The sequence below is a fragment of the Enterococcus sp. LJL51 genome, assembly GCF_054871795.1.
On the sequence record NZ_JBTXLW010000012.1, the window covers coordinates 93,491 to 107,224 of the forward strand.

Annotated in this window: 11 protein-coding genes; 7 read left to right on the forward strand and 4 right to left on the reverse strand. The window is 37.5% G+C overall.

The window, feature by feature from the left end; genetic code table 11:
- Window positions 1-23 precede the first annotated feature (23 nt).
- The 5 genes from ACYSNQ_RS11985 to ACYSNQ_RS12005 all read left to right on the forward strand — a co-directional run bounded on the left by ACYSNQ_RS11985 (window position 24) and on the right by ACYSNQ_RS12005 (window position 5,790).
- A complete protein-coding gene (locus tag ACYSNQ_RS11985) occupies window positions 24-1,838 on the forward strand; it encodes a DUF262 domain-containing protein (RefSeq protein ID WP_426083646.1) in 1,815 nt (604 codons plus the stop codon).
- 354 nt (window positions 1,839-2,192) lie between these two features.
- Window positions 2,193-3,221, forward strand: coding sequence for an FUSC family protein (locus ACYSNQ_RS11990; protein ID WP_426083648.1), 1,029 nt, complete (start codon window positions 2,193-2,195; stop codon window positions 3,219-3,221).
- Between the two features lie 243 nt (window positions 3,222-3,464).
- Window positions 3,465-5,174 carry a metallophosphoesterase family protein gene (locus ACYSNQ_RS11995; RefSeq protein WP_426083650.1) on the forward strand — a complete coding sequence of 570 codons (1,710 nt, stop codon included), beginning with the start codon at window positions 3,465-3,467 and terminating at the stop codon, window positions 5,172-5,174.
- A 29-nt stretch (window positions 5,175-5,203) separates the two neighbouring features.
- Window positions 5,204-5,389, forward strand: coding sequence for a hypothetical protein (locus ACYSNQ_RS12000; protein WP_426083652.1), 186 nt, complete (start codon window positions 5,204-5,206; stop codon window positions 5,387-5,389).
- A 272-nt stretch (window positions 5,390-5,661) separates the two neighbouring features.
- Window positions 5,662-5,790, forward strand: a complete 129-nt coding sequence (locus ACYSNQ_RS12005) for a hypothetical protein (protein ID WP_426083653.1) — start codon at window positions 5,662-5,664, stop codon at window positions 5,788-5,790.
- A 764-nt stretch (window positions 5,791-6,554) separates the two neighbouring features.
- Here the strand turns inward: ACYSNQ_RS12005 and add are convergent.
- The 3 genes from add to ACYSNQ_RS12020 all read right to left on the reverse strand — a co-directional run bounded on the left by add (window position 6,555) and on the right by ACYSNQ_RS12020 (window position 10,145).
- Window positions 6,555-7,574 carry an adenosine deaminase gene (add, locus tag ACYSNQ_RS12010; RefSeq protein ID WP_426083655.1) on the reverse strand — a complete coding sequence of 340 codons (1,020 nt, stop codon included), beginning with the start codon at window positions 7,572-7,574 and terminating at the stop codon, window positions 6,555-6,557.
- 266 nt (window positions 7,575-7,840) lie between these two features.
- Window positions 7,841-8,860: an ADP-ribosylglycohydrolase family protein gene (locus ACYSNQ_RS12015; RefSeq protein WP_426083657.1), complete on the reverse strand. Its 1,020-nt coding sequence runs from the start codon at window positions 8,858-8,860 to the stop codon at window positions 7,841-7,843.
- Window positions 8,853-10,145 carry a PTS sugar transporter subunit IIC gene (locus ACYSNQ_RS12020; protein WP_426083659.1) on the reverse strand — a complete coding sequence of 431 codons (1,293 nt, stop codon included), beginning with the start codon at window positions 10,143-10,145 and terminating at the stop codon, window positions 8,853-8,855. Before ACYSNQ_RS12020 ends, ACYSNQ_RS12015 begins: the two co-directional genes overlap by 8 nt.
- Window positions 10,146-10,312: 167 nt before the next feature.
- On the opposite strand from ACYSNQ_RS12020, the gene ACYSNQ_RS12025 reads away from it, so the two are divergent.
- Entirely contained in the window at window positions 10,313-11,044 is a 732-nt protein-coding gene (locus ACYSNQ_RS12025) for a GntR family transcriptional regulator (RefSeq protein ID WP_426083661.1), read from the forward strand.
- Between the two features lie 204 nt (window positions 11,045-11,248).
- Window positions 11,249-12,328: a GntR family transcriptional regulator gene (locus tag ACYSNQ_RS12030; protein WP_426083663.1), complete on the forward strand. Its 1,080-nt coding sequence runs from the start codon at window positions 11,249-11,251 to the stop codon at window positions 12,326-12,328.
- 425 nt (window positions 12,329-12,753) lie between these two features.
- On the opposite strand, the gene ACYSNQ_RS12035 is transcribed toward ACYSNQ_RS12030, so the two are convergent.
- The gene (locus tag ACYSNQ_RS12035; protein WP_426083665.1) at window positions 12,754-13,644 is read right to left on the reverse strand and encodes an ArsR/SmtB family transcription factor; all 891 of its coding nucleotides are present in this window, start codon (window positions 13,642-13,644) and stop codon (window positions 12,754-12,756) included.
- Window positions 13,645-13,734 lie beyond the last annotated feature (90 nt).

The following is a 13,734-nucleotide window of genomic DNA, read 5'->3' on the forward strand; positions in this document are numbered from 1 at the left end:
ATGAATGTAAAAGGAGGATTTTTATGGACGCAATCGGCTCAAAATATAAAATTGAAAAATATGGCTTTAATGAGTTAGATAGGACAGTAGTATTGCCTTCATTTCAGCGCAAACTGGTTTGGTCAAAAACAGAAAAGAAAAATTTTATTGAAACACTACATAACGGCTACCCGTTCGGTGCAATTTTAGTTTACCAGTATCCAAATGAAGATAAAATTTCGTTAATTGATGGATTACAGCGTTTTACTACTATTAGAGATTATAGGGATAATCCTCAAGAATATATTCCTATAAATGAGTTTATTGAGCGTACTTTAAATCTGTTTGTAACTGAGAATACACCGGCTACAACTACGGCAAACTGTAAAGCAGTAATTGAGAGAGTCTTCAAAAAGTATATCAACGATTTAGATAAGTATACACAATCACTTGATTTGTTTAATCTGCTTGAAGAAGAATTATTGAGTAGTTTCCCACAAATTTCTGATCATCTAAGAGAAATAATTCAAATTAAAGATGATCTTACTAAATCAATTACAAATTATTTAGATATTAGACGGATTGATATTCCTACGATTGTTTTTACTGGTTCAGACACAGAATTAGCTATAGTTTTTGAGAATCTAAATCGTGGAGGTAAGAAATTATCCAAATATCAAGTATTTGCTGCCCAATGGTATAAGTATGATGTGAAACTATCAGATGAAAAATATAACAAAAGACTTCTAGAGAAGACAATTAACTGGTATGAGATGCTTGAAAATGAGCGTGGAATTGAAATCGAAAATTTTGAACCAGATACAATGCGAGAAAAGTCTGAAATAAATATTGCAGAGCTTTGTTTTGCATTTGGACAAATGATTCTCGAAAAAACGCCTGTTTTTTGGGAGGGTAGTGGGAGCGATACTGCAAACGAAATTGGCTATTCCTCAATGGCCATTATATTTGGTGTTAAAAATAAAGAGTTGAGCACAATTATTGCAGAAGAAAATAGAGCTTTGTTTAGTAAATCAGATTTAATCGAAGAAATTTTAGAAGCAGCACTAGTCATTTATAAAGACATAAATATGTTGTTTCAACAATATCTACATACACCAGGCAACTTATCAAATTTCAAATATGCTTTGGGAACAAATTTTCAAATTTTGTCATATTTCGCTGCACTTTGGAATATCAGATATGAATTAAATAAAGAACGTTTAACATTACAATCAAGAAAAGGTTCTAGTAAGGAGTATGAGTGTGTTAAAAAGAACTTATTGAAATGGTATCTTTATGATATTGTAGAAAGTAATTGGTCCGGTTCAGGAGATACTAAGCTGGATCAAATTGCTATTGATCATAATAACAAGTATTTGAATGAAATTCTATCAGAAAATCTTAATAATGCTTTAATGAAATGGTATGATGAACAATTACAAAAACGTTCAATCAATTTCGAACCAATTGCTAAAATGCTTTACACTGTAAATGCTTCTTTTGATAGCAATGCATATACTAGCTCAAAATATGATCTTGAACATGTAATTTCTCGCAAACTAATAGCTAAAACTCCAAATCGAGCAGTGATTTCTGGTGGAACTTTAGGGAATTTGATGTTTCTAGATCAAATTACTAATAGAGGTAAGAAAGAACAATTTATGTATCAATATGTAGATGATGATGCTTTTGAGGTTAAGCAAAGTTTTATTGATTTGCATTTTTATCCATCAAAGAAAAATCTTCAATCGATTAAAAGAGAAATTGAAGCAAAAGGTAGTGATTACTCGAACACACAATCTGTTATCAAAAATCGAGGGAGCGAAATTATAAATTCTCTTGTTAAAAATCTTGAATAAATTTACTCGAATATCTTTGGTTGTACAGCAATATTGTTTTTATTAGTAGTCTAAGTAATCATCGAATTTCTGCCTTTCGTATTTTGAAAGGTATTTTTTACATCATGGATGTTCCTCTGTTTGAAGTGATAATAGCTATTCCATATAATGGTCAAACACATTTGTAAATCCAAGTTTTTCTCCGTATAATTATTAAGGGTGTTATGATAGTCATTGCGCTTTTTATTTGCTGCTTAATTAAATAAAAAAGCTGATTTTATCGGAAAATGAGCTTCAATAGTCATTAACACTCATTTTTTATTAATAAAAGTAAAGATAGTTCTTGTAGTACATAAATAGAAAAGGAGGATATGTATGAAGGATAAAAATAATATCTTGCGTCCGCTGGGCTCTGGTTTGGCGATGGCAGTTCCTTTAGCGATAGGTATCCTGACGAAGGATTTGCGGATAAGTTCAGTGGGAACGATGGGAGCTTTTTCTTATTTGGCGTTTCAGCATCGTTCATTTGCGTATAACATGAAGGCTATTTCTATTCATGGTCTGGCTCTACTGGCTGCATTTATATTAGGTGCAGGCACTGCTATGTTTCCTTGGAGTGCCCCTTTTATTATTAGCACCTTGTCTTTTGCTGCGTTTATTACTTCGAAGGTCTTCCGCATTCCAAAACCGGATTATTTTTTTGTCATTATGCTTTATGCGACGGGTTTTAATTTTCAGGCGGCTTCTTTTGGTGAGATTTTTCATCATAGTACCTATTTATTATATGGAATCGGCGGTTCTTTGTTGTCTGGTTGTTTGATTTCATTGCTGGAAAAGCTGCCGTATCGAATTCCTAAAGATCATTTTCAGCGCTTGTCTATGATGGATAAATATTATCTGACGATGTATGAACACCCTAATACGCTGTTGAAGGCTCTGCACTATTCAATGATTCTGTTTATTGCGGCTTACATTGCCTATTTGTTGAGAGAAAGCAACGGTTATTGGATATTGATTTCAGCTGCAGCTGTGTTGGCGGGTGAGCATATGAACAAAATTAAAGATCGAACGGTTGGCCGGGTAGTGGGCGGTGTTGTTGGGATTATGTTGGGTTTTTTCTTAGTCTCCTTAGGGCTGCCGCTGGTGTTCAAAGCACTGATACTGGTTGCTTTGAATATTTTGACTGAGTTCTTTATGCCTGTCAATTACATGGTAGCGAACTTCTTCACCAATCCACAGGTTCTGCTGTTAATGACAATCGGTACGAATTTTACACCGCTAGGACTGATCCCGATGCGTTTGTCCGGTGCAATCATTGGCAGTCTACTGGCGCTGCTATTGATTTTCGTGATGGAGTATTGTTTACAGCAGCTACAGCCGGATAAAGCTTCGGCAGATGAGTGACAATTTTTTTGCCTATAGGATTGATCTTCTGGATTGCAGGAGCATGCCTATAGGCTGGACATGTAAAAGTCTACTGGTCTACATTTACCTATAAGCAGCACAAACGTTTCCTATTCATATTGTGAAGCGTTTTTTTGTGGAATGATTTTATTTTAGGCATGATATAATAAACCTGATAATTAATCACAGATGAAGTGAACAATAAGAGAAACAGTAATTATTTTACAGAGGTGAGGTGATTTGGTGAAATCAGATAAAAGTAATGATTCGCTAGCTGTACAAAAGCAGCCTTCTGATATGCCTTTGGCATCAAAGGCTGTGTTGCCGCCGGAGCTGGGGGCTCGTTTGGCGCTTTATCCGGAAAATACACGGCGGCCGGTGAACAAGACCTTGTTTAGAAATGACTACTTTCAATTGACGTATAATGTGAGAGAACAGTCAATGAGTGTTTCATCTAGAGGAGATATTGTCTATTCTGCCATTCCTTATGATACGGCCCGAAGCTATATTCAACGTGCAGCGATTCAGTACCTGCTTCATCCGGAGGAGGTACGCCATTATCTGGAGCTGCATAAAACAAATATTGAACAGTATTTAGTGCTGAGTATTTTTCAAGTCACAGAAAAGCGAGTGGCGAAGGATTCTATCGAGGTACAGCGGGCGTACAATGCCATTCTGCAAAATCCGCTGCTTGAAATTCAAATTTTAGGTCGGATGCTGCAACATGATGAGACGGGACCTCTATCCGCAAATCTGGCTGGGAAGTTTTTATTTAGTGAAAATGCCAAAACAGGTATAGCAGGCTATGTCTCTGAATATCTTAATTTTGTTGTTCAGCTTACTCAGTCTTTGCCAATCACAACCGATGGAAAAAATCTGCAGCTGTTAGAATCGATGACTCCGGATACCTCCTTAGAGGATAAAGAGATGTATAAACAGCTCACCTTTGAATCAGATATTACGCCGGCTTTGGAGCTGCTTCCTCAGGAAATTAAACAAACGATTAATCATTCAATCATCAATACCACTCAGCCCATGCTTACGAATAATCGGCCGCTTTTGCGCTCAGAATTTGGCAGCGAACTGTCTGAGGTTCGAAAAAATTACGTTGCACATAGCGTTGATCCGCAAGAGCTAAAACAGTATTTTGAAAATGTCCTGCCAACAGAGAGCACCAACTTGGTGAATGTTGTTTCGGATATTCATATACTGGATGGTAAATTTCCTTTCAGTAATCAACATTTTAATATACTAGCTGGCGATGTTCAGAATTCTAAAGTGACCAACGAGAAAATCAGTGGAGTCTATGTTATAGGAAATCATGAATTGGTCGCTGTTTTACCAGAGAATCCTGATACAAAGGCTGAAGAGTGGGAGAAGTGGCGTCCTTTCCTTAACTATGAATGGTTTAAATTAATTCGGGAAAATCCTGATGACGCATGGCCGCTGCTGCCGACAGGAGATCATGATTATTATGAAGCTGTGAAAGGTGAGCTTGAAAAAAGGTTCCCTAAAATGAAGGTGTTAAATAATGATAGTGTGGTTCATGGCGGAATTCGCTACATAGGATTGACGATTCCGGTAGCACTGGTTAGGCGTAAAAAGGAGCTGCAGCGCTTTATTTTGAAGGCTTTAAAGCCGCTGCTTGCTAAGGATCAGAGTATACCGACAGTGATTGTTTCCCATGCCCCTTTATTTAACGAGCTAAGCAGGCTTTTTCCTAGAAGCAAGTCGTATAATAAGGACTATACTTGCTCAGAGCCGGCAATTGAACAGCTGTTTGAGCAGTATAATATCATTGGCGTGATTCATGGGCATCATCATATTCCAGCTGCCTTTGGCCGATATAAGCTAGTGGAATTTGCAGGGAAAGAGCGGTTTGTTGTTTGTTCTATTTATTCTGAAATGAACACTGGCTTTGAATTGACAAGTCTGTTTAATCCTAGCATATAAAGCATTTTGAATGGAGCGATAAAAGGGTAATGGCAATCTATATGTTAATGACAAAAGAGTATGAAGATGATGAAAAAGTGGTATATTTGTTTGGTCCAAATGAATTAACCTATGGAACGATAGAATATGATAAGGTGTTGAAAAAGTTAAATGTTATTGAAGAAGTAGAAGGTGATGCTATTTCCAATGAAGCTTATGTGAAGTGGGCTGCTTAAAGAATTGGCCGTATCCTTTATAATGAAGGAGGAGAATTTCCTCAACAAACCTCTGTTGAGGGATAAAAAATTTCTTTTAAAAAGCGTATTGAAATTAGCTGAAATGAGTGCCTGTAAAGTTCGACTGTCCTTTAGGGTTGATAGAATGATAGATAGCCCAGCTATTTCCCAATCTAGCCGATCAAACGTTTTTCTTACAGTTTCAGAAAATTAATTGTATCTTTCAATGCGGTTTTGAGTGTATAATGATACTGTTAAAGGCGGTGTAGAAAATGAATTCAAAAGAAAAAATGTTAGAGCTAATTAAAAAGAAACAGGCAGGCGGCCGCTCTAAGAAAATGGCTAATCCTAAAAATGATCTTAAAAACATGCGCAAAGGTCCGAAGATTTTTAATAAATAGACGAACTTTTTTTGCATTTGCTAGACAGCCGGTTTAGCCAGACCTATTGAGAACCAATCAATATCAGAATGTATATGTATCAAGAGTTTATTCGTAACGGTAACTATAGAGTTTGCGCTAGAACGGTTAACGTCAAACACCAAGTAGGTACTTTTCAGCAGCTCTACTTACATAGTAAGTAATCACAGTGATTCAAAGCAATGAGAAGGAATTTACGAAAATGACAGGAAACACGAAGTAAACCATTCGATGTTGACTGATTCCTACCTGGTGCTTTCCCAATTTTTGTTCAAATTCGGCTTATTGCTGAAGAAGTTGCTCCTGCGATTACTCGTCGCAGTTAAGTGCTTTGCGAGTGCTCCTGCGGTTACTCGTCGCAGTTAAGTGCCCATATGTGTTATTGTCTCACCGTTTATTCGAGTTTCGACATACTAAACGTTCGGGATTTTATTTATTATACGCAGGTTCTATGACCGAATGATTGGTACAAATAAGTAGAATGGTCTAGTTTGTCCCTCAAGGTCAACTTGGAGAAGAACCTCAATCAGTAATCGACCTACAAGCTACTCCTGTTCTCTTTAGTATGACAGGAAATAGCGTGTAGGTCGATTATTTTCATTCTGTTTGGTGGCGGTAACCCACCATGGGTGTTTGTTCTACTCACTTTTTGTAATAATAGGCGAAGAGATGATTAGGTCTGGTATGTTGCTGAATCATATTTTAATGTTGAGATAGAGACTTTTTCGTCCTTATCATATTTTCTCTTATTTGGTAACTGTTGCATAAGCTGATATTATCTTTTTTCGCAAGGCACTTTTTGTCTGCTCATCGGTAAAAGCATGGTTAACGGCATGGAGATTCAGCTGTTCCATTTCGAGATAGGTTAACTTGCAATGTTCAAATAAAAGCTGATATTCTCTGGTTAATGTTGTTTGAGATATTGTACGGTTATCTGTATTGATGCAGCACGCAATATCTTCTTTTAAAAAATGACGAAGGGGGTATTCCGCCCAGTTTTTCACTGCATTTGTTTGTAGGTTGCTCGAAGGGCAAAGTTCTAAAAGTACACCAGAGGTTCGGCATAGCTGTTGAGCAATAAGGTTGTCTTTGATTGCCACCCCATGACCGATACGTAAAGCACCTAAGTGAACTGCCTCAATTACATTTTGAGCACAACCGCATTCCCCAGAATGAATGGTTAGATTCAAACCGGAGGATTGGGCATGTTCAGCGGATAATTTAAGCTTGACGGTCGTCAGCTGCTCTTCATCACCAGCGAAATCAAATCCAGCAATGGGGCATTGATTTAGTTCAACAAGAGTATCTATTAGCTGCTTGTGTTCTTCTTCTGTATGATGGCGTAAGGCAGTAATTAATAGACTAACGTGGACAGCAAAGTCCTGTTTTGCTTGATTTATTCCCGAGTATACAGCGGTTATGATTTCTTTAAGGGATAAGCCTTTTTGTTGATGAAGTAAAGGGGCGAAGCGAATTTCAAGATAGCAGATATTTTCTGCAGCAGCCTGTCTAATAACATCATATGCGGCAGTGAACAGGCTCTCTTTTGTTTGAAGCAAGGGGAGGATTATATCAAAGCTTTCTAAATATTCTTTTAAGTTCAGACACTTTTTAGGCGCAGCAGCTTTTTCAAGGTTTGCTGTTGGCAGACCCTCTTTTTTAGCCAGCTTCTTCAAGGTATCTATTGAAACTGAGCCGTCTAAATGACAATGAAGTTCGACTTTTGGTAAATGAAGAATGGTTTTCTTTTGAGCAGTTGAATTCATATTTTCTCCTTGTATTTAATAAATCTGTCATGGGTAATTTAATATGGACTGGAACGAAAATGTATAGTCCCGAGCCATAAGCTGAGCTTAACAAAAAATATGTTTTTAGTTTGTGTTAAGCTCAGCTTATTTTCGAAGGGATTGCTTCTGTGGATACTTGCTGCAGTTAAGTCCAGTTATGTGCTGCTAATGCTCTACTATTTATCTGGGTTCTCTTGAGCGAGTTGTAAGGTTGGGATAAACACTTATTTTACATTGAGCAACGATTATAAACAGAGGGCAGTAAAATCATGAATAACTTTTTGGATGGAGAGTTTGGGATTTGCTTGCTCCATTTTTCTAATATATCTTTTTGGGATAGAGTCTATACCGTTTAATCCGCCTGTGATACCTCCCAACATTGATGCGATGGTATCAGTATCTCCTCCAACATTTACAGCTGCATAAATTCCAGACATGGTTTGGCCTTTTGTCCCAGCTAGTAAACTGAAAACAGCAGGTATAGATTCTTGAACCCAAAAGTTAGTCCCGACTTTATCCGCAGTATTTTGTAATAAGTCAGCAAAATCCTTGGACTGTCTACCTATGTAAACAGCTTTTCTAATTTTATATTCAATATCTGGTCCAACCGAGATGTGCTGTTGTTCTTCTCCATATTTACGCCCTTCTAGTGCCCCCCATAATGCTGCTTCAATGATTGTTTTGAGAGTCGCTTCGTTAGTCAATGCCTCCGTTGCACCACAGCAGATAGCAGCGGCGGCAGAGATAGCATTGCTGTTAAAGTGGGTAGATTGACACATTGCGATGGTGTACTCAAGAGCTCTTTTTTTATTTCCTTTGGCTAGAACGGCCAGAGGAATGGTTTTCATGGCTCCGCCATTTGTAGCAAGCCCGCTATAGTTAATTAGCCCAAATGGATCAACATCTGTTGGCAAATCTAATCGCATCTTTTCAATGGCTGTTCTAGTTGTTGGCCCGGCAAACTTATCAAAATAATATCCGTCGTTCCCCCAAGCAATGATGGCTTCTTTTGCGATTTTTTCATTGAACATTCCTTGATGCTGAAGGATTGCCTGCATAAGGTAATAGGACATACTAAAGTCATCTGTGATAGTTCCAGCAGGATATTCCCTAGCAAAAGTATCATTGGGAGCTTCTTGATATTCTTTTACATAGCCCCCAAAGTGTTCAATAATTTGCCGTGTATTTCGTAGTTCTGTTGGGGCACCTAAGGCATCGCCGACAGCAGCGCCATAAAGAGCTCCAAGTATTTTTTCTTTAGTCATTAATTTGCTCCTTTTTTAATCTAGTTTGTCCATCTAATACTTTCAAGAAGATATACCACATAAATGTTAGAACAACCAGTAATAAAAGTTGTAAAAGTGCACCGCGGATAGAGTTTGTCACAATAGCACCACTAATAATTAAGGGCATGGTATAAGGTAGTGCTACTCCAGTGGTGAGGGGAACTAACCCGACACTCATTGCAAAATAAGAAGTAACGGTCGTAATAATCGGTGTTGCTACTAACGGAATGAATAATATTGGGTTCAGCATGACTGGTAGCCCGAAGATTAACGGTTCGTAGACACCGAAAATTCCTGGAGCTAATGAAATCTTTCCGAGGTCATTCCAATCGGATCTTTTTTTAAAGAAAAACAACAATGAAATGAGTACTGGTATGGATAAATAGCCGCCGTTCAGTACAAAGAAATCTGTAAATTGTCCAGTTACTATATGAGGAAGTTCTTTTCCAGCTTGAAAAGCTGTCAGATTGTCAAAGGATTGGGTATTCCAGATTGGTACCATCACACTTCCAACAATAACATGTCCATGAAGACCAAAAAACCAAAAGAGATTTACTAATACCCCAACAATGATGGTTGCCGGTAGTGAGGTACCTAGAGAGGTTAATGGTTTTTGTAGCAGCTGATAAATCAGATTATTGACTGTCTCAAAAGGAGTGAGTTCAAATAAACTTCTTACTGTAAAGGCAGCGATTAAAGCGACAGCTATTGGCACAAAAGAAAAAAATGAATCTGAGACAAGTTTTGGTACGCTACTGGGCATTTTGATAGTCCAGTTATGCTGAATAGCGTAACGATAAATTTCCGTAGCAATAATTGACATAATAATGGCGGAAAACATGCCTACTGCCCCAATTTCTGATAAAGGGAGGACGCTTACTACTAGTTCTCCGGATTCTGTAACAGTGGTAGTAGGTGTGATCATGATGAAAGACAGCAATCCCACCAAAGCACCGTAAATTCCGTTTATTTTATAATGATTGGATAGACTATGGCCTATCCCTGCAGCAACAATAAAAGATATAACACCCATTGTTAAAGAAAAAGTAGGGGACACAAAAGTCTGGAATTGTGTAATATTTTCTTCACCAAATAGATTTGGCAAAAATGGGATATTAGCAATTGCGGTAAAAATAGAGCTGAAAACAGTAAAAGGCAGGGAAATCAAAAAGGCATCTTTAATTGCGACTAAATAGCGGTTTTTACTAAAAACATCAGCAAAAGGCAGTAGATATTTTTCCAATACAGCTGTTAACTTTTTCATAGTAGTTCTCCTTTTGTTTTTTTAGAAAGCACTTTCAAAAATATTAAACCATATGTTTTTTCTGGAGTCAACCAAATTATTTTTTGGAACGTACCAATTTGATTGAAAAAAGAAAAATACTTAGCTATAATAGAATAAACAGTAAAGTTGCAGTTAAGGAGGGCGAAATGGATTCTCTCAGTTTATATGAAAAAATAGCTGACCAGTTAAAAAGAAATATTCTAAATGATCAGTATGCAACAGGAAAACTCCCAAATGAAAGGGTTTTAAGTGAAGAATTTGAAGTAAGCAGAAGCACAATGAAAAAAGCAATTGATTCATTAGTAGAAGAAGGCTTACTCTTACGAAAAGCACGCTCTGGAACATTTGTAAATTTACTTTTTAAAAAGAATTATGAAGATTACAGCCATCAGCGTAAAGGACCGATTGGGTTAACTAAGTCTTTTTCAGAACAAGGGAGAGAGATTCGGTCAACTATCTTATTATTTGAAGTGATTTTACCGCCTGAAGAGGTGCGAAAAGCTTTGCTTTTGAATGAAAGTGATTTTACGTATCATTTTAAGCGAGTTAGATACATCGATAATAGCCCAGTATCCATCGAGACAGATTATATTCCTATCCAACTGTTTCCCCGTTTGACAAAGGAGATGATCAAGGACTCTATTTATGATTTTGCAGTTAAGGAACTAGGGATTTTATTAACAAACTCTTATGTTTCAATTTTTTCTATGCCGTCAAATCAAGAAGATCAAAAGGAATTAGGCCTTGAAATACATGAACCTGTAACAGTAACAGAAGAAGTTGTGTTCACTGAAACAGGGATTCCGTTTGAGTACTCTATAGTGAGAAATCATTATCAGAAATTTACCTACAACACATCCGTAAATACTGCGAAGTAGCAGTTCTGTCCTTATCATTTTTTTGAGTTGTTAGTTGAAATTTAAGATTAGTTATTTTGTTTTAGTGAAGGGGTAATTTCTTTTAGAGCAAAGAGTAAAGGAAATGAAACTAGGTAACTGAAAATCTGCATTATTGACTTGCTTCCTCTATGAAAAAGACCTATTATAAAAAATGACCGTACAAATTTTATGTGGAGGAAAAATATGGTATCTAAATATCAGCAGATTGCTGACGAACTACGTGCTAAAATATTAAGCGGCGAGTATCCTGACGGTTCTGTGATTCCGCCGGAGCTTAAGCTGCAGGAAATCTGTCAGGTGAGCAGACATACTATTAGACAGGCGATTGCTTTATTAGTTAATGAGGGATTTCTTCGTAAAGAAAAAGGTTCTGGCACCTATGTGGATGACCGTTACAAGGAAGTAGGAGAATCAGTAAAACGGACGAAAACAATTGGAGTGATTACCACCTACCTATCTGATTATATTTTTCCTTCGATTATTCGTGGTATTGAAGAAGAGCTTCGTACGAGGGGATATTCACTCCTACTGGCCAGTACCAGTAATGATCCAGAACAAGAACGTAAGTGTTTGGAAAATATGCTGGCTCAGCAGGTTGATGGGCTTATCGTTGAACCGACTAAGAGTAATCAGTACAACCCGAATTTATCCTACTACCTTTCTTTTAAAGAAAGGGGGATACCTGTGGTGATGATTAATTCCTGTTATGAAGAAATTGATTTGCCTTTCATCAGTCTGGATGACGTGAAAGCGGGCTTTTTAGCGACTTCCTACCTGCTTGAACAGGGACTGAAAGAACTGGCTCTGATTGTAAAAATTGATGATTTACAAGGGAAGCTTCGGATGAAAGGGTTTATCGAAGCTTTTGAAGAGGAGAACCTCACCTTTAAATCCAGTAATATTTTCACCTATGCTACTGGAGAAAAGGCAGCTGTGGTTGAACGTGTAGTCGCTTGTTTAGAAAAGGACACCGCTATACAAGGGGTGGTCTGCTATAATGATGAGATTGCCAATCAACTGGTACAGCAGCTGGCGGCTGCCGGTAAGCGGGTGCCGGAGGATTTTTCTGTGATTGGACAAGACGACTCTTACTTAAGCACGGCAGGAGAAGTAGCACTGACAACGATTACTCATCCAAAAGAACAGCTGGGAAAAGATGCAGCAAGCTGGATGGTTACAGCGATTGAGAAAAAAATGATTGGGGAGAGTATCCTGTATACTCCTCAAGTTGTTGAACGAAAATCTGTAAAAATAAGTAGATAGAAAAACATTCTCTTTAATTGAAAAAAAGGTTGTGACAAAAGTGTTCAGCTCCGAGAAATAAGAAGAATAATTCGAAAATAGCTTCTCATATTTTTGAGATGATTCGGCTTATTTCCGAGAAAGCTGCTTTTGGAATACCGTTTATTCGGTTTTAGGGATGTCAAAAGTCTGGGATTTTGTTTATGTCCCAGACTCTTTTCTGTGTTTTAAAATGGACTAAACAGGGTTGATTTTTATCTGTTTCGAGAATCAAAAAAAGCCTGTAGGAACCTGACGATTTGTCTCGAAAATCATTAGACATGCAGAGGTAACTACTCAATCAGAAATAAACCGTAAAATACTGAAAATGTTGGTAGCCATTTTCGTATCTTGCGGTTTATTTTTTGAAGCAAAGCCAAAAGAGCTCTGCTTTTTTTCTATGCTGCTTAGCTGTAATAGACTTTAATTTTAATATCCTGATCGTAGTTGCCGAAGCCCCGACCGAATAGAGTACAGCCGCCGATGTTTTTGGCATTTTCTTTTACCTCGACCCTTAGATGCCAGGTATCTTCGTGGTTGGGAATATCTGCAATAGTAATATCGGATAAAGGAACACCATCCATATTTGTTAAATGCTTGGTAATACGAATCGTTTTCAATAGACCATACTGATTCAAATTATCCGGGTACCACTCTGGTGTATATTTTCCACGTATATCTGCGAAGTCGCCGGGACTTGTCCAGGTCCCTAATTCAATGCCGTTTAAGCTAAAGGTAATATCTGACGGCCAATTGTCATTGGAAAATGGAAATTCAGAAGAAATCTCCATTGAAATTTCCAGCATTTCCAACTTCTCCTGCTCCGATAAAAAATTAGGTGTTTGGTACTCTACAAAGCCTTGAGTAAACCACAGGATTCGTGCATCCATTCTTCTAGTATCCATAAAGTATTTCGGTTCATCGACATCGCCGATAAATTCATTAATCGTAGCCAAACCACAGGTGGGCTCGACCAGATAATTCGTATAATGTCCGACAGGGATAAAGGTTTCTTTGAAATCAAAGGCATTAAAGATTTTTTCGGGAAAATTAATATCGATTTTATCTACCCGAAGGCTGGATATTTTCTTTTGCCCTATTTTTTCTGTTTTGATAATATTCGCTTCTTCCAGCTTTTTGATATGCATGGTTACAATTGCACTGCTCAGTCCAAGCGCAGTTGCCAGCTCCTTCACGCTCATCTTGTTTTTTGACAGCAACTGAATGATTTTAATTCGCACATTACTTGCTAAAGCTTCATAAACCGGCAGGGCTTCTTCATTGATTTCCAACTGCATGGGAATCACCTCACGTTGATTATTCTTTCTTAGTAACTATATTAGCATATATGTTAATTATGTGAAACAAGATTATTCTATATGCTTGAT

Coding starts and splice junctions, on each gene's coding strand:
- ACYSNQ_RS11985 (WP_426083646.1), top strand. CDS start 24: ATGGACGCAATCGGCTCAAAATATAAAATTGAAAAATATGGCTTTAAT.
- ACYSNQ_RS11990 (WP_426083648.1), top strand. CDS start 2,193: ATGAAGGATAAAAATAATATCTTGCGTCCGCTGGGCTCTGGTTTGGCG.
- ACYSNQ_RS12000 (WP_426083652.1), top strand. CDS start 5,204: ATGGCAATCTATATGTTAATGACAAAAGAGTATGAAGATGATGAAAAA.
- ACYSNQ_RS12005 (WP_426083653.1), top strand. CDS start 5,662: ATGAATTCAAAAGAAAAAATGTTAGAGCTAATTAAAAAGAAACAGGCA.
- add (WP_426083655.1), bottom strand. CDS start 7,574: ATGAATTCAACTGCTCAAAAGAAAACCATTCTTCATTTACCAAAAGTC.
- ACYSNQ_RS12015 (WP_426083657.1), bottom strand. CDS start 8,860: ATGACTAAAGAAAAAATACTTGGAGCTCTTTATGGCGCTGCTGTCGGC.
- ACYSNQ_RS12020 (WP_426083659.1), bottom strand. CDS start 10,145: ATGAAAAAGTTAACAGCTGTATTGGAAAAATATCTACTGCCTTTTGCT.
- ACYSNQ_RS12025 (WP_426083661.1), top strand. CDS start 10,313: ATGGATTCTCTCAGTTTATATGAAAAAATAGCTGACCAGTTAAAAAGA.
- ACYSNQ_RS12030 (WP_426083663.1), top strand. CDS start 11,249: ATGGTATCTAAATATCAGCAGATTGCTGACGAACTACGTGCTAAAATA.
- ACYSNQ_RS12035 (WP_426083665.1), bottom strand. CDS start 13,644: ATGCAGTTGGAAATCAATGAAGAAGCCCTGCCGGTTTATGAAGCTTTA.